Origin of the sequence: Persicimonas caeni, from assembly GCF_006517175.1 — a bacterium.
Classification (GTDB): Bacteria; Myxococcota_A; Bradymonadia; order Bradymonadales; family Bradymonadaceae; genus Persicimonas; species Persicimonas caeni.
The window spans coordinates 6,484,202-6,504,797 of sequence record NZ_CP041186.1 but is presented as its reverse complement, the minus strand read 5'-3'; the positions used below and the strand labels follow the sequence as shown (position 1 = coordinate 6,504,797).

Genomic DNA, 20,596 nt, shown 5'->3' with positions numbered 1-20,596 from the left:
AAACTAGTCTCAAACAAGACATGAGTAAACCCCGTGGTCCAATTGAGAACGATCATCGTCGCCGCCGCATTTCTGGCGGTCTTCGTTCAGGGCGAGCGCGCCCACGCTCAGACTTGCGTGGGTTTCGGCCAGACGAAACACACGGGCAATGTCGAGCACGACGCGATCGATGAAGCCTCGGGGCTGGCGGCGAGTTGGCGCCACGAGGGCCTCTACTGGCTCCACAACGACTCGGGCGACAAACCTCGCCTCTTTCTGATGGCCGAAGACGGCGCCCATGTCGCCACGGTCACCCTGGCCGGCGTCGACGCGCGGGATTGGGAAGACGTCGCGGTCGGCCCCTGCGACAAGGGGTCCGAGGAGTCGTGTGTGTATGTCGCTGATATCGGCGACAATCGCGCCAAACGCAAAAAGGTCGCCATCTACCGCTTCGCCGAGCCTGCGCTGGGCGACGAGCGTCCCGCCGACATCACCGTCGAGGATGTCACGGCGAACTGGTTCACCTACCCGGGAGGCGCGCGCGACGCCGAGACGGTGATGGTCCATCCCAAGTCGGCCAAAATCTATGTGGTCGAAAAGACCGCCGAGCGTGACGCCGGTGTCTATCGCATCGCCAACAAGGCCCACCCACCAAAAAAGCCGGTGCTCGCCGTGGAAGTGGGCCAGTTGCGCTTCGGCGCGCAGAGCGGATTCGGCAAGATGATCACCGCCGGCGACATCGCTCCCGATGGCTCCGAGTTCACCGTGCGCACTTACCTGGCAGCGTATACGTTCTGCGTGGGAGAGGACGCGGCCGACTTCGAAAGCGCCGTCAAGACAAAGCCTGTCGTGAGCAACCCGCCGTTTATGATCCAGAGCGAAACGCTCGGCTACGGCCGCGGCGGCAATACCATCTGGATCACTACCGAGCGACGTCCCGCCCCAGTGTATCGTATGCAGCGCAACGGTGCAGACGCGAAGAAGAGCGATGACTCGTCGTCCGACAACTAACTAGGCGGGGACGACCAACCGGTTTGGACGGTCGCGATCGCTTCCTCGAGCTTGTGAAAGCTGACCGGCTTGGTCAACAAGGTGTCGAACCCAGCTGCGTCGGCGCGCTGACGGTCCTCCTCGCTGCTGTAGCCGGTCAACGCCACGAGTAGTCCCTCGTAGCCATCTGCACGCATGGTCTGCGCGACCTCAAAGCCGTCGAGGTCGGGAAGCCCGATATCGAGGAGCACCACGTCATAGGAGTGCTCGTGTGCCGCGTCGATCCCCGCCTGCCCGGTGGCGGCCTCGTCCGCCTCGTAGCCACGCAGGCGCAACATCTCACAAAATGGCTCGCGCACATCATCGACATCTTCGACGACCAACAGGCGCAGGCCCTCGGCTCTCTCGTCTTTCGAGGGAGCTTGGTCGTCGGGACGTTCCGGCTCATGCGCCTCGGAGCCGCCTTCTGGTCCCTGCGAGGCGGTCGTCTCCTCGGCAGGCAGTCGCACCTCGAACACACTCCCCTCGCCCTTGCCGTCGCTCCTGGCGACGATGTCTCCGCCGTGGCTCTCGACGATGCTGTGCGCCAGGCTCAATCCAAGGCCGAGCCCCCCTTCGCGACGACTGAAGTCGACATGCGCTTGCGAGAAGAGTTCGAAGATGTTCTGGAGCATTTCTTCGGGGATGCCGATGCCGTTGTCGGTCACTCTGACGACCACCTCGTCAGCCTCTCGGCTCACCGAGACGTCGACGCGGCCATGTTCCGGGGTGTAGCGTACCGCGTTTTTGAGAAGGTTTCCGAACATCTGCTCGAGCCGCACGGCGTCGCCGTAGACCCAATGCGGTGCGTCGTCTTCCACTTCGAGGGTCATCTCGACGCCCTCGTCGGCAGCGATGTTTTCGAAGGCGCTGACCGTCTCGCGCGTCAGCTGGGCCAAGTCGACCCGCTCCTTGTCGAACGACAGCGCGCCACGGCTGATGCGGCTGACGTCGAGCAGATCATCGACGATGCGCTCCAGGTTGGCGCTCTGGCGACGAATGATCTCGCGGGCCGAACCATCGGCGTCGGTTTCGAGTTGGTCGACGCCGAAAATGATGGCGGCCAGCGGATTGCGCAGTTCGTGACCGAGCATGGCCAAGAAGCGGTCGCGATTGGCCAGCGAGCGGCGAATCGCGTACTGGCGTTGGCGGTCGCGCAACGCCGCCCGAACGATCGACACCAGTGGTTTGAAATGGATGGGGCGTTCGATGAAGCTGACGTTTCCCGCCTCGGCAAGGCGCTGCGAGACCGGATAGGGCTTGCCGCTGCGTGTGATCACCAACAGCGGCAGGTCGGACCACGCCGGCTGCGCCTCGAGTCGTTCGACGAGTCGGTCGAGTTCCTCGTCGAGCAACTGCTCCTCGGTCGCCAAGATCACCCCGGCGCCCTGGTCGAGTTTGCAGAGTACCTCCGTCAGCGAAGAGCAAGGCGCCAAGTCGATGTCGGCGTCTCCAAAGATTTTCTCGGCGGTGGTCACATCGTGGGGATTCTCGGGAAGAAAGAGGACCCTGAGGGACTCCTCCTGCTCGTCAGTCATCATCGTGGACGGCATATCCATGCCGGGTCCTCCGGTTCAAAGCGTTGGAAGAACCTTCGAAGACGGGTGTCTGCTCGAGAACCCCGGAAAATTCTTCGATCGGCTCGCCGATATGGACGCCGCCCTCTCCGAGAGTCAACTCCCGAATCAGCTTCTCGTGATTGCCTGTCCCGTGCTTGGCCGCCGTGATCGCCCTGCGCACCGCGCCGCGTTGCTCGAAGTAGCGTAGCAGCAAGACGGTGTCCGCCAGATAGCTCAGGTGCATCGCCTCCTTTTCGGTGCCGCGAAACAGGCCGCCCAGCGTCATCACCAGCATCATTACGACGCCCCGATTGCCCAGAAAAGTGAGTAAATCGTGCAGGTGAGGCACCAGCGACTCGGTGCTGGGCATGGCGTGCATGTAGCCGTTGATGCTGTCGATGGCGATAAATTGCGCGCCCCCCTCGTCGACGGCCTCACGCACCAGGTGGGCAAATTGGCCGGGAGACATTTCGGCCGCGTCCACGCTCTGGACACGAACCAGACCTGCGTCGAGGTGCTCGGAGAGCGGAACTTCCATGTTTTCGGCACGGCGTGTGATCGTCGCCGGGTCCTCGTCGAACGTATAGATCACCGTCTTCTCACCGCGCTTGGCCGCGGCCACGGCATATTGGATGACCACCGACGACTTTCCTGCTCCGCTGGGGCCGACGATAAGGCTGGTCGAGCCGCGGTCGAACCCGCCGCCGAGCAGACGATCGAGCGCCTCGATGCCACTCTTGGCTCGCTCGCCCGCACCGATTCGTCGCCCCTGTCCGCTGGGTCGAATCCGCGGGTACACCTCCAATCCACCGCGCAAGATCTTGTAGTCGTGAAAGCCCGTCTCGATCTCGCGGCCGCGCAGCTTCGAGACCTGCAGACGTCGGCGTTGAGGACCGTAGTGGGGCGTCTCACGTTCCAGCTCGATGATCCCGTGGACGATGCTCTCGGCGTCCGTCTTGACCGCCGGCCCCTGCTCGCCCACGAAGATGGTCGTCACGCCCGCCTTCTCCAGGCGAATCTTGAGTTGGAAGAGAGCCCGTCGGAAATGACGCTCCGACTCGGCCATATTGTAGAGTTCGGTGAGGGAGTCGACCGCCACGCGCGTCGGCTCGTAGCGCTCCACGCACTCGGTGATGGTATTGAGCGACTGCGGCAGGTCGACGTCGGAGGCGTGAAAGATGCTCGATCCCGCAGTGGCCCGCTCCGAGATGCTGCTGGCCAGTTCGACGGTCCGGATCGAGTCGATATCCCAGCCGTGCGACTCGGCCACCACCTCCAACTCGCGTCGGCTCTCCGAGAAGCTGACATACAGCGCCGACTCGCCGCGGCGCGCGCCTTCGAGCAGAAACTGCATCGCCAACGAGGTCTTGCCGGTGCCCGGCCGCCCTTTAACGAGGTAGGCATTGTTGGGGGGAAATCCGCCACGCAGGATCGAGTCGAGTCCCTCGATCCCGGACGAAAGCAACTCTTGGTCCAAGTTCGATATCATTCAAAACTCCCTGACCGGATTCTCGCTGCGTCCGGTCCGTCCCGCCAGAAGAATGAAAAGGCGGAAAGACAAACACCATCCAATCTCGGGATGGTGACCTTGTAAATCATCCCTTCTGGGATAACGCACATCTTCCAATTCGACGACATGGTAAGCAGCCGTCGGGGAAAGGCAAGAACCGGGAATTGGGTACCTCCTGCAGAGAAAGCTGCCAACCCACCACACACCAACGAAAATAAAACCACAAAAAACCTTTTTTCTATATTGCCCCGCCAACTGTGCCGATGTACTTTGCACGGACAAAGTTTCTTTTGAGAAAATTTTTAGACGGAGGGTGACGTTGAAGTACAACGATGTCTTGAAAGTCAATCGCAAGTGGTTGAGCGCGAGCGCCGTCGCGGCCGGCTTGGTGCTGACCCCCGTGGTCGCCAGTGCAGCCACGATCACGGTGGATACGACCACCGACGAGTTGAACGCCGACGGAGATTGTTCGCTGCGCGAGGCGATCGAGGCGGCGAATACCGACGCAGCCGTCGACGCCTGTGCGGCTGGCTCGGGGGCCGATACCATCCAATTGACGGGAGGAGAGACCTATCAATTGGCTCTCTCTGGCACTGGTGAAGACGCCAACGCTACCGGCGACCTCGACCTCGACAGCGAAATTACAATCCAGAGCACCTCGACGGATGCGGCGACAATCGACGCCGCCCAAATCGATCGTGCCCTCCACCTCACCACGAATGCGACTGTCACCCTCGACACGATCACCGTCACCGGCGGCCGGGTCTACGCGGCCAACGGCGGCGGCATCCTCAATGAGGGAACGCTCACGCTGACCAACGCGACCGTCAGCGGCAACAACGCCGAGGGCGACGACGGCCAACGCCGCGGCGGTGGCCAGGGCGGCGGCATCTACAACAGCGGTCAACTCACTCTGACCGACGCGATGCTCAGCGCCAACCAGGCCTTGGGCGGCAACGGCGCGGCGGGCTCCGGCCGAGGTAGCGGCGGTGGCGGCGGCGCCGGACTCGGAGGCGCGATCTTCAACACGTGGCCGGGCTCTGTGACGGCGTCGAACACCGCCATCAACGGCAACACCAGCGCAGGTGGCACCGGTGGAGCAGCCGGCGACTGCGCGACCTATGGTAGCTGGTACGGAGGCAACGGCGGTGGCGCAGGCGGTGCCGGCGGCAACGGTGGCGCAGGTGGCGCCGGCAGCTACAGCGGTGGCGGCGGTGGTGGCGACACCTACGCGGCCGGCGGCACGGGCGGCTTCGGCGGCGGCGGTGGCGGCGCGGGCGCCAACTCTGGCGGCGGCAGCAACGGAAACTACGGCGCTGGCGGCTTCGGCGGCGGCCGGGGCGGCACTGCACTTTACTCCTGTGCGGCAGGTGGCGGAGGTGGAGCGGGCCTGGGCGGCGCGATCTTCGACAACGGAGGCGCAGTCAGCTTGACCGACGTGGTTATCCAAGGAAACGCCGCCCCGCGCGGCGCCGGTGGTCGCCCCTACTACTCGGGAAGCAACGGCCAACCGGGCAAGGGCTGGGGAGGCGGCTTGTTCACCAACGGCGGCTCCATCGCGGTGTTCGGAACGAGCATCATCTCGGACAACAATGACGAAGGCGTCGACGCCACGCAGGCCGACTGCGGCACCACGGGCGGTGGCACCATCACAGCCGATACGACCGTCTACTTCCCCGCCGCGACCGGCTGTCCGACCACCACGGCCACCGTCGAGATGCCCTATCGCACGCAGGTAACGTCGCTTCCGGTGGGCGATGCCAACTGCGCTGACGGCGGCGTCCAGATCGATACGGGCTTTGACGACGGCACCAGCACCGGCATTCGCGCCAACGGCATTCTCGAGGCCGACGAAATCGACAGCACCGAGTACGTGTGCAACGGCGCCCCCGGCGCCGACGGTACCGACGGTGCAACCGCACTCGTCAACCTCACCACGCTCAACGTCGGTGACGCCAACTGCGCCAACGGCGGCGTCCAGCTCGACGTCGGCCTCGATAACGGTGACGGAGGCGAGACCGCCGGTGACGGCACCCTCGGCGCCGGCGAGGTCGACTCGACCAATTACGCTTGCAACGGCACCAATGGCCAAGACGGCGCCGATGGCGCTGACGGCACCAACGGCCACAACTCGCTGAGCCGATACACCGCCCTGCCCATCGGCGACGCCAACTGCGCCAATGGTGGCCAAATGCTCGAGGCGGGCCTCGACAACGCTGATGGTGGAGGCACGGCCGACGACGGCGTCCTCGACGCCGGCGAAGTCGACTCGACCAGCTATATCTGCAACGGCGCCGACGGTGCGGATGGTGCCAATGGTGCCGATGGTGCCGATGGTACCAACGGCTACTCGTCGCTGGTCACGACCACCGGACTCGCGGTCGGCGACGCCAACTGTGCCAACGGCGGCGTGCAGTTCGACGCCGGCCTCGACAACGGCGACGGCGGTGAGGCCGCAGCCGACGGTGTCCTCGACGCCGGCGAGGTCGACTCGACCAGCTACATCTGCAACGGCGCCGACGGTGCCGACGGCTCCGACTCGCTGACCCTGACCACCCCGCTGGCCACCGGTGACGCCAACTGCGCCGACGGCGGCACCCAGATCGACTTCGGCCTGGACAACGGCGACGGCGGCGAGACCGCCGGCGACGGCGTCCTCGACGCCGGTGAGGTCGACTCGACGACCTACGTGTGTAACGGCGCGGCCGGCCAAGACGGCTCCAGCCAATTGAGCGCAACGAGCGATCTGGCCGTGGGCGACGCCAACTGCCCGGACGGCGGCACTCAGATCGATTTCGGCCTGGATAACGGTGACGGCGGCGAGACCGCCGGCGACGGCGTCCTCGACGCCGGTGAGGTCGACTCGACGGCTTATCTTTGCAACGGCGCCGACGGCGAAGATGGCACCGAGACCCTCGTCGAGGTGACCGAAGAGCCGGCCGGCGACAACTGCGAAGCTGGTGGCCAGCGCATCGACGCCGGCTCTGACCTCGACGCCGACGGCACGTTGGGAGACGACGAGATCACGACGACGACCTACGTGTGCAACGGGATCGACGGCCAAGACGGTGCCGACGGAACTGACGGTGCAGATGGTGAGAACGGCGCCGATGGTGCCGACGCAGCCAGCCTGCTCACCCGCGTGCGTCCGCTCACCGGCGACGAAGACGAGTGCTCCGCCACCGGCTTCATGCTCGAAGTCGGCCGCGACGTCGACGGCGACGGCGAGCTGTCCGAAGAAGAGGTCGAGTCCAGCTCGGCGGTTTGCCACGGCACGCGCGGCCCGGCCGGCCCCGAGGGCGGTTGCTCCTCGACCGGCAACGGCCACGCCCCCGGCTCCTTCGCCGCGGTGTTGCTGCTTGCCCTGGGCGCCCTGGTGCGCCGCCGCCGAAGCTAATCCGGCGGTTTAGCTAAACGCAAAGAGGCGCGGGTTTCGACCCGCGCCTCTTTGCGTTTGACGGTGATTACCGCCCATCAACTACCCGTCGACACCAAATCCTCGCCCTCTTCGTAGAGGTCTTCGAGCTTGGCCGTCTCGTGGGGAATGACCTTCCAGAAGTGGCCGCGCTCCTCGTCCCAATCGGCCAAGATGTCGCGCGCCACCGGGCTGTCGGTCACCTCGGCGTGACGCTCGACGAGCGCGCGAACGTGCTTGGCGTCCTCGTCACCCATGCGGGCGACGTCGACGAACTCGGAGTTGAACTTGCCGACAAAGGTCGCCTTCGGGTCGAACACGTAGGCCAAGCCGCCGGTCATGCCCGCGCCGAAGTTCTTTCCGGTCTGGCCGAGCACGACGATCGCCCCCTGGGTCATATACTCGCAGCAGTGGTCGCCCACGCCCTCGACAACGGCTTCACCGCCGCTATTTCGCACCGCAAAGCGCTCGCCGGCCGAGCCGCGGATAAACGCCCTTCCGCCGGTCGCGCCGTACAGGCACGTGTTTCCGGCGACGACGTCGGTGGGATGTCCGGGCGCATCGTCGGGCGGACGCACGATCACTTCGCCGCCACCCAGTCCTTTTCCGACGTAGTCGTTCGCCTCGCCGACGAGACGCAAGCGCACCCCGGCGATGTTGAACGCGCCGAAGCTCTGGCCGGCCGCGCCGTTGAAGGTCAGGTCGACCGTCCCCTCGGGCAGGCCGGTATTGCCGTGGGATTCGGCAATATGGCCGGCCAGACGGGCGCCGACGGTGCGGGAGACATTGGTGATGCGATAGGTCTTCTCGACCTTCTCTCCATTCTTGGCCGCCTCGCCCACGTCCTCGAGAATTTGGTCATTCAGTGAGGGCGCCGGGCGCACGTTGCGCTCCCAGGTGCGCCGGCGCGCGGCGTCGGGCGCCGGGTCGCGCAGCAGTCGTGAAAGGTCGACCAGGTTCGCCTTCGGGTGGCCTTCGACCGTCGTCTGGCGCAGCAAGTCGGTGCGTCCGACGAGCTCGTCGAGCGTGCGGAAGCCGAGCGCGGCGAGCACGTGGCGTACGTCCTCGGCGACCCCGTTGAAGTAGTCGATGACCTGTTCGGGGCTCCCTTTGAAGCGCTCTCTGAGCTCTTCGCGCTGGGTGGCGATGCCCACCGGACAGGTGTCCAGGTGACATTGGCGCACGTACTTGCAGCCAATCGCGATGAGCGCGGCGGTGCCAAAGTTGAACTCCTCGGCGCCGAGCATCGCCGCTTTGACGATGTCCTTGCCGGTCTTCAAGCCACCGTCGGTGCGCAGTTTGACGCGCTCACGCAGTCCGTTGAGGCGCAGAACCTGCTGGGTCTCGGCGAGCCCGAGCTCCCAGGGACCGCCCGCGTTCTTGATGGACGACAGGGGCGATGCGCCCGTGCCGCCGTCGTGGCCCGAGATCTGAATGACGTCGGCGTAGGCCTTGGCCACGCCGGCCGCGATCGTGCCCACGCCGGCTTCGGCCACGAGTTTGACGACGACCTCGGCCTCCGGGTTGATCTGCTTGAGGTCGTAGATGAGCTGCGCCAGGTCCTCGATCGAGTAGATATCGTGGTGCGGCGGCGGCGAAATCAGGCTCACCCCCGGCGTCGAGTGGCGCAGCGTGGCGATATACTTGGTGACCTTGTGGCCCGGGAGTTGGCCGCCTTCGCCGGGCTTGGAGCCCTGGGCCATCTTGATCTCGAGCTCGCGCGCACGCCTCAGGTACTCGGGGGTGACGCCGAAGCGTCCCGAGGCGACCTGCTTGATGTAGGCGTCGGCCGAATCACCGTCTTCGCTCGGCTCGTAGCGCTTCGGATCTTCGCCGCCCTCGCCGGTGTTGCTCTTGCCGCCGATGCGGTTCATCGCGATGGCGATCGCCTCGTGGACCTCCGGCGACAGCGAGCCGAGCGACATCGCCGCGGTGGTAAACCGCGTGCGGATCGATTCTTTGGACTCGACTTCATCCAGGGGAACCGGCTTGCGGTCGCTGGAGAACTCCATCAAGTCGCGCAGCGCGATCGGGGGCCGATTGTCCGACTCCTCGGCGAATTTTTTGTAGTTGTCCCAGGTTGCCTGGCGCTGGAAGCCCGCCATGGCGCGCAGCATCTTGGGCGACCAGCCGTGCTCCTCGCCGCTTCGGCGAAACCGGAAGTACCCCAGGTCTTGGACGCTGGCCTCGCCCTCGTCGGGATAGGCTTCGCCGTGGCGCACCAGCGCCTCCTTGGCGATCTCCTCGAAGCCGATGCCGCCAATCTGGGAAGGCGTGTTCGGGAAGCAGTAGTCGATGACACGCCCGTTGATGCCGATGGCCTCGAAGATCTGGGCGCCGCGGTAGCTTCCGAGCACCGAGATGCCCATCTTGCTCATGATCTTGAGCAGCCCTTTGTGGATCGCCTCGCGGTAGTTCTCGAGCATACCCGCCAGGTGCTCCTCGGTGGCGTCCTCATCGGCGATCTCGTGCACGATCGTCTCGAAGGCCAGGTACGGGTGCACCGCGCTGGCGCCGTAGCCGATGAGCGTGGCGAAGTGGTGGACCTCACGCGGCTCGCCCGACTCGGCGATGAGGCTGGTGTGCAGGCGCTTTCCCTGCCGCAGCAGGTGGCTGTTGACCGCGCCGACCGCCAGAAGCATCGGGATGGGCGCCCTGCCCGGCCCGACGCTTCGGTCAGACAGGATCAGCATCGTCGCGCCCGCGTCGACCGCGGCCTCGGCTTTGCGACATACCTCGTTGAGCGCCGGCAGCAGTGCTTCGGAGCCCTTGTCGACGTCGAAGAGCGCGTCGATGACATGCGCCTCGGCCTTCTCGCGCATCGCATCGAGGTCCACCTGGGTGACGACCGGCCCGGCGAGCACGATTTGGTCGGCGTGCTCGGGCATCTCGGCCAGCCAGTTGCGCCGCTTGCCCAGGTTGACTCCCAGCGACATGACCAGCTTCTCGCGAATCGGGTCGATGGGCGGGTTGGTCACCTGCGCAAAGCGCTGCTTGAAATAGGTGCTCAAGAGCCTGGGCAGCCGCGACAACACCGCCAGCGGCGTGTCGTCGCCCATCGAGTGGACCGGATCTTTGGCCTCGCCGGTCATCGGCTCGAACAAAAACTTGGCCTCTTCGGCGCTGTATCCAAAGCAGAGCTGGCGCTCGACGAGGTCCTCGGGCTTCGACTCGCGGATGATGTGTGCGGCGTCGAACGGGGCGTAGTCGACGCGCTCGAGGTGCTCGTCGACCCATTCGCCGTAGGGCGCCTGGCTCGACAGCATCTGCTCGATGTCCTGATTCTCGAGCACGGTCTGCCGGCCCAGATCGACCGCGATCATGTCGCCCGGGCCCAGGCGGCCCTGCTGGGCGAGCTCGGAGCCGGGGATGTCGAGCACGCCGACCTCAGAGCTTACGATCATGCGCCCGTCTTTGGTGACCTTGTAGCGCGCCGGGCGCAACCCATTGCGGTCGAGCTTGGCGCCCACGATGTCGCCGTCGCTAAAGACCACCGCCGCCGGGCCGTCCCAAGGCTCGTTGATGCACGCGTGGTACTCGTAGAACGCCTTCAGGTCGGGGTCGACGTCGGGCATCGCCTCCCAGGCCGCTGGGATGAGCATCTCGACGGCGTGCAGAATGGAGCGGCCCGACAGGGTCAGTAGCTCGAGCACGTTGTCGAGCTGGGCCGAGTCGCTCTGGTTCTGGTCGAGAATGGGCGTCAGGTACTCGATTTCGTTGCCCCAGATCGGGCTCGACAGGTCCCCTTCGCGCAGTCGGGTGCCGTTTCCGTTGCCCAGAATGGTGTTAATCTCGCCGTTATGCCCGAGCATGTCGAAGGGCTGGGCGAGCGACCAGGTCGGAAACGTGTTGGTGCTGTAGCGCTGGTGGAAGATGCAGTAGGCCGACACGAACGCTTCGTTGCGAAGGTCGGGATAGAACTCGGCGAGCGCGTCGGCGACCGTCAGGCCCTTGTAGACCAGGCGGCGGCACGAAAACGACACGAAGTAGGTCGCGTCGATGTCGGCGACGCTCGCGCGCTGCTCGACCTCTTTGCGCATGACGTACAGGCGCCGGTCGAAGTCGAGCGGCTCGTCGGTGTGCTCACCGCCGCGCACGATGACCTGGACGATCTGGGGCATCGTCGCCAAGGCCTTTTCGCCCAAGACCTCGCGCTCGATGGGCACCTCACGCCAGGCAAAGGCGTAGCCGCGGCGCCGGAGCACGTGCTCGACGATGCGTCGCGCCTGGGCGGTGTTCTCGCGGGGCAAAAAGACGTTGCCCACGCCGATGAGTTCACCCTCGTCGACCTCGTCTCCGGTCAGACGCTCGTATTCGCTGCGGAAGAACTCGTGGGGCACCTGAAACTGCACCCCGGTGCCGTCGCCAGTCTTCTGGTCGGCGTCGATCGCGCCGCGGTGTTTGAGTCTGGCCAAGGCTCTGAGCGCATCTGCAATCGTCTTGTGGTCGGCGCTGCCGTCGATATTTGCGATGAATCCGACACCACAAGCATCATGCTCGAACCTCGACTCGTACAGTGACTGCGGACGACTCGAACCTGCCATATTCGTCTCCCTAAGCGACTCATTATTCCGTTGTGACGCGGTGCGTCATGGTAGTATTTCTTTGCCCACAGAACAAGGACTGACTGTGGACGTTCCACCTCGAAAGCAAGAGTCGCTCCCGGAAGCAGGTACAACTTCACACAACGGCACTCTTGCTTTGTAAAGCGCAACGAATTGAAATTGCGAGGGATTCCATGCGAGCCGAAAAAGATTCAGCTCAGGCTTGGCGGTCGCTCAGGTGAGCGCACAACACGTCGCCCATCTGGGCGCCGACGGCGTCGGCTCTCACGGGATCGAGCTGGGGAACGTGCACGAAGAGCGCGTCGGCGGGCAGGCCTTCGCGACGCACACGCTCGACCGCGCGCAACGAGCAGTAGTAGATGGCGTTGCACACATATTCGCCCGCGTCGCGGCTGACGCGGGCGCGAAGGTCGAGCGCCTCGTGGAGCCGCGCGTCGATCTCGGCGGCCAGGGAACGAAGCGGCAAGAGGGTCTGGAGCGCCAACGGGCCGCCGGGCTCGACGTGGTCGGGCCAGCCGTCGCGGCCGGTTTCGTCGCGGGTCTCGCCGCGGCAATTATGCGCGAAGCGCTCCAGCGCGACGTGGTCGCGCCGGCCGCTCAGCCCGAAGTGCACCACCAAGAGGTGCCCCTCTTCGTAGCCCACCCGCTCCACAAAGTGCTGTGCCTCGGCGTAGGTCACTGCGAGACGCTCGCAGTCGGTGGAAAAATGGGGCGCGACGGCCTGTGAGAAGGCCTGCGCCACCTCCCAGGACGGGTTTCGTTGGTGATCGAGAAAAGGACCGAAGCCCGTGGCCACGATGCGAAGTTTGGAGGGGTCGAAAATGGACGTGGCCATCGGGTCGCGTCAGTCCTTGTCCAGGTTGCGGTAGAACTCTTGGCGCTTGATCTCTTTGAACATCTCGCGCGACTTATGGTTGACGGGGCGCTCGCGCCTGTCGCACCAGGCGACGTACTCCTCGACGTCGAGATACACACGCGTGGGCTCGAAGCCCAAACGCTTGTACTTGAGGAACGCCTGACGCGCATCGGCCAGCCATTCCTTGTAGTTGTCTTTGAGGCCCTCTTGTTCCTGGCTGACGTCGAGCAGGCGCTCGTAGTCTTCCTCACGATACCAGGTAAACGCCAGGGTGCGCTCGTTTTCTTTCGCCATAGGCTACCTCACGGGCAAAAACCAACTCCACAGCCCGAACATACCCACCTGACTCGCATTCGACCAGCCGCGCGTCGCGCCCATCAAACGACGCCGACCGAATGCAACAACACCAGGATGACGGCCACCGGCGCCACAAAGCGCGTGATCAAAAACCAGCCGGCAAAGCCCGCCTTGCCGAGCGCGTCGTCTTTGAGCTCGTCCCACAAGTCGTCCCTGCTCACGCCCCAGCCGGCGTACAGAGCCACGCCCAGGCCGCCCAAGGTCAGCGCCCAGTTGCTGATGAGGTAGTCGAGGGTGTCGAAGACCGTCAGATCTTTCAGCTCGTCGCCCTGCCCGACCGTCATCAGGTGGACGTCGCTCAAGACGCTGAACGACAACACACTCAGAAGCCCAAGCGCGAAGATAATCCCGCCGAAGGTCAACGTGGCCACCTTTCGGGACTTGCCGCGCTCGTCGACGAAATAGGCCACGGCGACCTCGAGGATGGACATGCCCGAGGTGAGCGCGGCGAAGCCGAGCAGCAAGAAGAAGATCGCCGCCCACAGGCTTCCTGCCGGAAGCTGGGCGAAGAGCGACGGCAGAGTGATGAACACCAGCCCGGCGCCGCTGCCCGGCTCTTTGCCGGCGCTGAAGACGATGCCAAAGATCGTCACGCCCGCGGCCAGCGCGATGAGTGTGTCGGCTATGGAGACCGCCAGGCCCGACTTGAAGACGCTGTCCTGCTTCGACAGGTAGCTGCCGTAGACGATCATCACGCCCATGCCGAGGCTGAGCGTGAAGAACGAGTGGCCCAAAGCCTCGAGCACCGCCGCCGGGGTGAGCTTGCTGAAGTCCGGGTAGAACATGAACCGCAGCGCCTCGCCGGCGCCGTCGAGCGTGAGCGAATACCCCAGGAGCACCAGCAAGAGCACCGCGAAGACGGGCATCAGCACCCGCGCGGCGCGCTCGATGCCCCGCGAGACGCCACCGAGGACCACGCCGATGCACGCGGCCATGAAGATGGCGTGGTAGATCGTCGATTGGACCGGGTCGCTCACGAAGGTGTCGAAGATCTCACCGGAAGACGCCGCCGCCTCGGGGGTGAAGGTGCCGCTGACGGCTTTGATGAAGTAGCCGATGGTCCAGCCGCCTACGACGCTGTAGAAGCTGAGCAGCAAGAAGGCCGTCACGACCGCCAGCCAGCCGAAGATGCCCCACAACTTGCCGCCGCGGCCGGCGTGGGCCAGCGACGAGAAGGCGCCCACCGGCTCTTTTTGGCTGCGCCGGCCGATCGACATCTCCGCGATCAGCAGCGGCAGGCCGACCACGGCGATGCACCCCAAGTAGACGAGCACGAACGCGCCACCGCCGTTGATGCCGGTGATGTAGGGGAATTTCCACACGTTGCCCAAACCGACCGCCGACCCTACGGCCGCCAGAACAAAGCCAACGGGCCCACTCCAATGCTCGCGCGTCTCGTTCCCAGCGCTCATGGCAAAACCTCTTTGAAGGCATCGAATTATCGAGAGACCCGAACTTCTACGTATCTCGCACCGCAGCGTCAAGATGAGCCCGAGTGGACTCCGAGCAACGATCTTCACAACCGGGCGCTGACGACCTATGGTATGCAGCGTTGTCTTCTTCCTGTCTGAACGGGGGTTCAGAGCCTTTACCGCGGCAGCGCAGTACCGACGTCGAGACCTGATGGCCATTACCTTCAAAGCCCCTCAGCCGAGCTTGGTCTCCGAGCGCTTCGACATCGAGTCGAGGCTTGGCTCGGGAGGCTTTGGCGTGGTGTACCGGGCGTTCGACCGCGAGCTGGGCGCCCGGGTCGCCCTCAAGACCCTCCACGAGACCAACCCGCGCTCGCTGTACCGTTTCAAGCGCGAGTTTCGCTCGCTGGCCGACATCGCCCACCCGAATCTGGTCACCCTCTACGAGCTCATCTCGGAGGGCGAGCTGTGGTACTTCACCATGGAGCTCATCGACGGCCTCGATTTTCTGGGCTGGCTGCAGCTCGGCGATCCGACCTCGGCGCCGGATGCCTCCCGCAGCATTCAGGACACCGCCGTCGTCGAGGCGGCGACCGTCGAGATCGACGCCACCCTCGCCCGCGAGACCTCCGAGCTCGCAAGCCCCACCGCGGCGACCACAGGCGAGCTCGAGAGCCTCGACGGCCGAAAGGGGCGCTGCCCGGTCGACATCGACCGGGTTCGCCACGCCCTCGAGCAGCTCACCCGCGGGGTCATGGCCCTGCACGGCTTCGGAAAACTGCACCGCGACATCAAACCGTCGAACGTCATGATCGACGGCGCCGGCCGCGTCGTCTTGCTCGACTTCGGCATGGTGACCGAGGTGGGGCCACGCAAGAATCTGCTGCAAAAACTCGAGCGCGAGAGCAACCCCAACCAGGTCAAATTCGCCGGCACGCCGCGCTACATGTCTCCCGAGCAGGCCATGGGCGAGAGCCTCGACGAGGCGACCGACTGGTACGCCGTGGGCGCGATGCTCTACGAGGCGCTCACCGGAGAGCCCCCGGTCACCGGCGACACGCCGCTGCAGCTTCTGCTTCGCAAGCAGACCGTCGAGCCGACGCCTATCTCGGAACTCGTCGAGGGCGTGCCCGCCGACCTCGAAGAGCTATGCATGGGGCTGCTTCGCCTCGCTCCCGAGGAGCGTCCCGGTGGTAAAGAGATCTTGGAGAGCCTGGGCGCGGTAGCCGACCCACGCTCGTTGACGAGCTCGTTGCGCTCGAGCTCGAGCATGCGCCGCCCCAGCTTCGTGGGCCGCGCCGACCAGCTCGAATCACTTCGACGCACCATGATGCGCTGTGTGCACGGCGGCAGCCTCGCCGTGGCCAACGTCCACGGGGCGTCGGGCATGGGAAAGACCGCGCTCGTCCAACGCTTTCTGGACGCGTTGGGCAAAGAGCCCTTCCAGCCGGTGGTCCTCGAGGGGCGCTGCTACGAGAACGAGTCGGTCCCCTACAAAGCCCTCGACAGCCTCATCGACGAGCTGAGCACTCAGCTGCACCGCTTCTCCCAGGAGGAGGTCGCCGAGTGGCTCGAGGGAGATATCGACGCGCTGACTCGTCTATTTCCGGTCCTCGAGCGGGCTCCGGCGGTGCGCGACGCCCTCGAGGACGCCGAGCCGGCCAAACTCGACTCGCACACCCTGCGCGCGCGGGCCTTCACCGCGCTGCGCAACCTGTTGGAGGGCCTCGCCCGAAAGCACGTGGTGGTCGTCTACATCGACGACGTTCAGTGGGGCGACGAAGATAGCGCCATGTTGCTCAAAGAGCTGCTCGCGCCGCCGAACCCGCCGCCGCTCTTCTTGGTGACCACCTGGCGTAGTGAAGACGCCGAAACGAGCCCGTTTTTGAGCACCTTTCTGCCCGCGCTCGACAAATTCGGCGATCACCTGACGCGACTCGACGTCCAACTGGGCGAACTCGACGACGACGAGGCCCTGGAGCTTGCCGCCAGCCTGCTGTCCGAGGAGGCACGCCGCGTGCCCCAGCGGGTCGAGGCGATCGCGCGCGAGGCCAAGGGCAACCCGTTTTTCATCGACGAACTCGCCCGCCACACCCAAGCGCACGACACCGGCCCGGACTCCGATCTCACCTCGCTGGGCGACGTCATCTACCGGCGCGTCGAGCAACTCGCCGAGCCGGCGCGCCGGCTGCTCGAGGTATTGGCGGTCGCCGCCCAGCCGCTCGATCGCCGCATCGCTCGCCAGGTCGCCAACCTCGACAACGAAGAGCAATCGGTGCTGGCGACGCTGCGCGGCGAGCACCTGCTTCGGGTCAAGAGCGCGCGAGACTACGAGTGGCTCGAGCCGTATCACGCGCGCATCGGCGAGACGCTCGTCGATCGCCTCGGCGAGACGACCCTGGTCGGCTACCACCGAAGCCTCGCCCACGCCCTCGAGGCCCAGGGCCATTTCGACCCCGAGACGGTCGCCCATCACTTCTTGGCCGCCGACAACCGCGCCAAAGCGGGCCACTACTCGCTGGTCGCGGCCAACCGCGCCTCCGAGGCGCTCGCCTTCGAGCGCGCCGCGCGCCTCTACGAACAGGCCCTCGAGCTGCGAGACTGGCCAGACAAGCGCGTCTCGCTGCTCGAAAAGCTGGGCACGACCTACGGCTATCTGGGCCGCGGGCCACGCGCCGCCGCAGCTTTTTTGGAGGCTGCCGAGCTGGCCGACGCCCAGCAAGCGCTCGACTTTCGCATCCGCGCTGCCGAGCAACTGCTCCGGGGCGGCCAATTCGACCGCGGCATGGAAGTCATCGAGGAGGTGCTACGCCACAGCGGCTTCGAGCCGCCGAGCTCCAAGCTTCGCATGATCAGCTCGATTGCCTGGAAGCGCTTCCGGCTGCATCGCCGCGGCTTTGCCGTCGAGTCCCGTCCGCGTGATACCATCCCCGACGAGACGCTCTCTCGGCTCGAGGCATTGTGGACCGCCGCCAAGATGCTCGGAATCATCGACCCGATCGCGAGCGCCTACTACCACTATCACTGCATCTGGGAGGCGCTCGAGTCGGGCTCGCCGGCGCACCTGGCGCTGACGTTGTGTCAGCAGGCGGCGCAGGAGTCGTCGACGACCGACAACGACGAACTGGCCAACCGGCTGCTCGACCAGGCCGAGTCCCTCGTGGGCATCTGCGAAGACCCCGAGTACGTGCAGGGCTACGTCGATTTCCTGCGCGGGTTCAACGCCTATACGGGCGGGTCGTTCGAGCGCGGCCGCCAGTTGATCCGCCAGGCGCGCCAGCGGTTGACCGAAAACTGCACGGGCGTCGTCTGGGAGGTGACCACGTTTCATTTCTTGGAGTTCTTCCCCACCTACTGGCTCGGCGAGTTCGACGCGTTCGCCCAACAGATGCCCAAGATGCTCGAGCACGCCAAAGAGCGGAACGACCGGTTCCACATGGTGGCGCTGCGAAGTTGGATGTACCCGGCGCACCTGCGCGCCGACCGCCCCCAGAAAGCTCGCACCGACCTGGAGCAGGCGCTCGGTGACTGGTCGCGCCAGGGCTACCACATGCAGCACTTCTGGTATCTGCAGGGCAGCATCGAGACGGCGCTGTACGAAGGGAACGGGCTCAACGCCTGGAGTTTGTTTCAGGAGCATCGCGGCCCGCTGAAGCGCTCGCTGCTGCTGCAGAGCAAGATCATCAACCAGATTGCGCTCAACCTCGAAGCGCGCAGCGCCGTCGCCGCGCTGCGGCGAACGTCCGGCTTTTTCGCGCGCTGGAAGATCCAACGTGCGGCGCGCCGAGCATTGGCCAAGTTGCGCGCCGAAGACGCCGCGTGGGTGGACGGCTTGGCCGATCTCGTCGAGGCTGAACTCTCCGTCGAAGCCGGAAAAGTTGACCGTGCGTGCGCACTCCTCGAGTCTGCGGAACACGCCATGGAAGACCACGACCTCGCCCTCCACGCCCGAGCCGCCAGACGCCGGCGAGGCGAACTGTTGGGCGGCGACGAGGGCGCCGAGCTGATTCGCTCGGCGGAAGTTTGGATGGAAGAGAACGGCATCGAGAACCCCGCGGCGATGACGGCCATGATCACGGCCGCTCCTCGGCACAGACGCCCACAATTGCCATCGGGCTGAACCATCATGCGGACCGGCCGTTTGCTGCCCGCGGAGCACTGCGCCGGTGCAGCCCTGCGGCTTGCCGCGGGGTTTTGAGGACAAATCCACAGACGTTGCAAACGGAGTAGAGAAGATGACCAAGAAGGTAGCTATTTTGGGGGGAGGCATCGCCGGATTGAGCGCGGCCCACGAGCTCGTCGAGCGCGGGTTCGAGGTCGACGTGTACGAGCGCCGCGCCATCTTTGGCGGCAAGGCGCGCAGCATGCCCGTCGAGGGCACGGCTACCGGCGATCGCTCGCCCCTTCCTGGAGAGCACGGCTTTCGGTTCTTTCCCAGCTTCTATCGTCACCTCAAGGACACGATGAAGCGCATCCCCTACGCCGGAAACGAAGACGGGGTCTTCGACAACCTGATCGCGACCACCCAGGTCCTCATCGCCCGCGCCGACGCCACCGAGGTGACCCTGCCGTCGGAGCTGCCCGACTCCCTCGACGAGTGGACGGCGATTCTGGGAGCCTGGTTTGGCAACGACCTCGATATCCCGCCCGACGAGATGAACTTCTTCGTCGACAAGATGCTCACCATCCTGACGAGCTGCCAAGAGCGGCGCGACCTCGAGTACGACCACATCTCGTGGTGGGATTTCATCGAGGCGGACGGCAAGTCGGATGCCTACAAGGACTTCCTGGGACGCGGCATTACTCGTTCTTTGGTGGCCATGCAGGCAGAAGTGAGCAGCGCGCGCACCATCGGCAACGTCTATCTGCAGATGATGCTCGGCCTCGCCGCCCCCTGGCTCGACGTCGACAGCGTGCTCGACGGGCCGACCAATGACGTATGGATCGACCCGTGGGTAGAATACCTGAGCCAGCATGGCGCCGCGTTCCATCCCGAGACGACCATCGACGCCATCGAATGTGACGGCGAACGCATCACCGAGTGCTTGGCCACCGGCCCCAACGGTGGCTTCAGCATCGACGCCGACTACTACATCGCGTGCCTCCCCGTCGAAGTGATGCTCGAGCTGATGACGCCGGCCATCGAAGAGGGCGCCCCGTCGCTACGCAACCTCGACCGGCTGCAGACCAACTGGATGAACGGCATCCAGTTTTATCTGGACCGCGACGTCGAGCTTTGCCACGGCCACGCCATCTTCGTGCACTCCGAGTGGGCGCTGACGAGCGTCTCGCAGCACCAGTTCTGGAGTGAGTTCGACATGTCGCGCTACGGCGACGGCACCATCGACGGCATCTTCTCGGTGTGCATCTCGGACTGGAACACGCCGGGCATCCTGCACCGGAAGCCCGCCCGCGAATGCACGCCCGAGGAAATCAAAGAGGAGGTCTGGGCCCAGCTCGCCGCCCACGTCAACGACGGCGCGCGTCGCCAGCTCGACGAGGCGAATATCGTCGCCTGGCACCTCGACCCGGCCATCGACTATCCCGACCCGAACAACCCGAGTACTGCGGTCAACGCCGAGCCCCTGCTCATCAACACGGTCGGCTCGCTGCAACACCGCCCCGAGGCGAACACCGCCATCTCCAACTTCTTCGTCGCCTCGGACTACGTGCGCACGAACACCGACTTGGCCACGATGGAGGCCGCCAACGAAGCGGCGCGCCGCGCGGTCAACGGCATCCTCGAGCAGACCGTGGGCGACCACGATCCTTGTCTCGTCTGGGAGCTCGAAGAGCCGGTGGTCTTCGAGCCGATGAAGCTCTACGACCGCATGCGCTTCAAGATGGGACTGCCCCACTCCGGCGCCTGATTGCTCCCTCGAACACATCACCCAAACACACGAAAGCCCGCAGC

General features: G+C 65.2%; 10 protein-coding genes. 4 read left to right on the top strand and 6 right to left on the bottom strand.

All coding sequences use genetic code 11. From position 1 onward, the window contains the following. Window positions 1-33 precede the first annotated feature (33 nt). On the top strand, window positions 34-990 hold the full coding sequence (locus tag FIV42_RS24115; protein WP_141200169.1) for a hypothetical protein: 957 nt from the start codon (window positions 34-36) through the stop codon (window positions 988-990). On the opposite strand, the gene FIV42_RS24110 is transcribed toward FIV42_RS24115, so the two are convergent. Continuing rightward, window positions 987-2,567, bottom strand: coding sequence for a hybrid sensor histidine kinase/response regulator (locus FIV42_RS24110; protein WP_141200168.1), 1,581 nt, complete (start codon window positions 2,565-2,567; stop codon window positions 987-989). The genes FIV42_RS24115 and FIV42_RS24110 overlap by 4 nt on opposite strands. After that, window positions 2,539-4,056 carry an ATPase domain-containing protein gene (locus tag FIV42_RS24105; RefSeq protein ID WP_141200167.1) on the bottom strand — a complete coding sequence of 506 codons (1,518 nt, stop codon included), beginning with the start codon at window positions 4,054-4,056 and terminating at the stop codon, window positions 2,539-2,541. The genes FIV42_RS24110 and FIV42_RS24105 overlap by 29 nt, the downstream gene beginning before the upstream one ends. A gap of 340 nt (window positions 4,057-4,396) precedes the next feature. Between FIV42_RS24105 and FIV42_RS30385 the strand changes: the two genes are divergently transcribed. Continuing rightward, a complete protein-coding gene (locus FIV42_RS30385; protein WP_168210907.1) occupies window positions 4,397-7,474 on the top strand; it encodes a DUF7151 family protein in 3,078 nt (1,025 codons plus the stop codon). Window positions 7,475-7,551: 77 nt separating this feature from the next. Here the strand turns inward: FIV42_RS30385 and gltB are convergent, their stop codons facing one another. The 4 genes from gltB to FIV42_RS24070 all read right to left on the bottom strand — a co-directional run bounded on the left by gltB (window position 7,552) and on the right by FIV42_RS24070 (window position 14,682). Further along, window positions 7,552-12,036: a glutamate synthase large subunit gene (gene gltB, locus FIV42_RS24085; protein ID WP_141200165.1), complete on the bottom strand. Its 4,485-nt coding sequence runs from the start codon at window positions 12,034-12,036 to the stop codon at window positions 7,552-7,554. Between the two features lie 217 nt (window positions 12,037-12,253). Beyond that, window positions 12,254-12,892, bottom strand: a complete 639-nt coding sequence (locus FIV42_RS24080) for a pyroglutamyl-peptidase I family protein (RefSeq protein ID WP_141200164.1) — start codon at window positions 12,890-12,892, stop codon at window positions 12,254-12,256. Between the two features lie 9 nt (window positions 12,893-12,901). Continuing rightward, window positions 12,902-13,207: a hypothetical protein gene (locus tag FIV42_RS24075; protein WP_141200163.1), complete on the bottom strand. Its 306-nt coding sequence runs from the start codon at window positions 13,205-13,207 to the stop codon at window positions 12,902-12,904. An 83-nt stretch (window positions 13,208-13,290) separates the two neighbouring features. Further along, complete coding sequence (locus FIV42_RS24070) at window positions 13,291-14,682, bottom strand: sodium-dependent transporter (protein WP_141200162.1); 1,392 nt, start codon at window positions 14,680-14,682, stop codon at window positions 13,291-13,293. 211 nt (window positions 14,683-14,893) lie between these two features. On the opposite strand from FIV42_RS24070, the gene FIV42_RS31200 reads away from it, so the two are divergent. Next, entirely contained in the window at window positions 14,894-18,802 is a 3,909-nt protein-coding gene (locus tag FIV42_RS31200; RefSeq protein ID WP_168210906.1) for a protein kinase domain-containing protein, read from the top strand. 115 nt (window positions 18,803-18,917) lie between these two features. Beyond that, window positions 18,918-20,552, top strand: a complete 1,635-nt coding sequence (locus tag FIV42_RS24060) for a hydroxysqualene dehydroxylase (RefSeq protein ID WP_141200160.1) — start codon at window positions 18,918-18,920, stop codon at window positions 20,550-20,552. Window positions 20,553-20,596 lie beyond the last annotated feature (44 nt).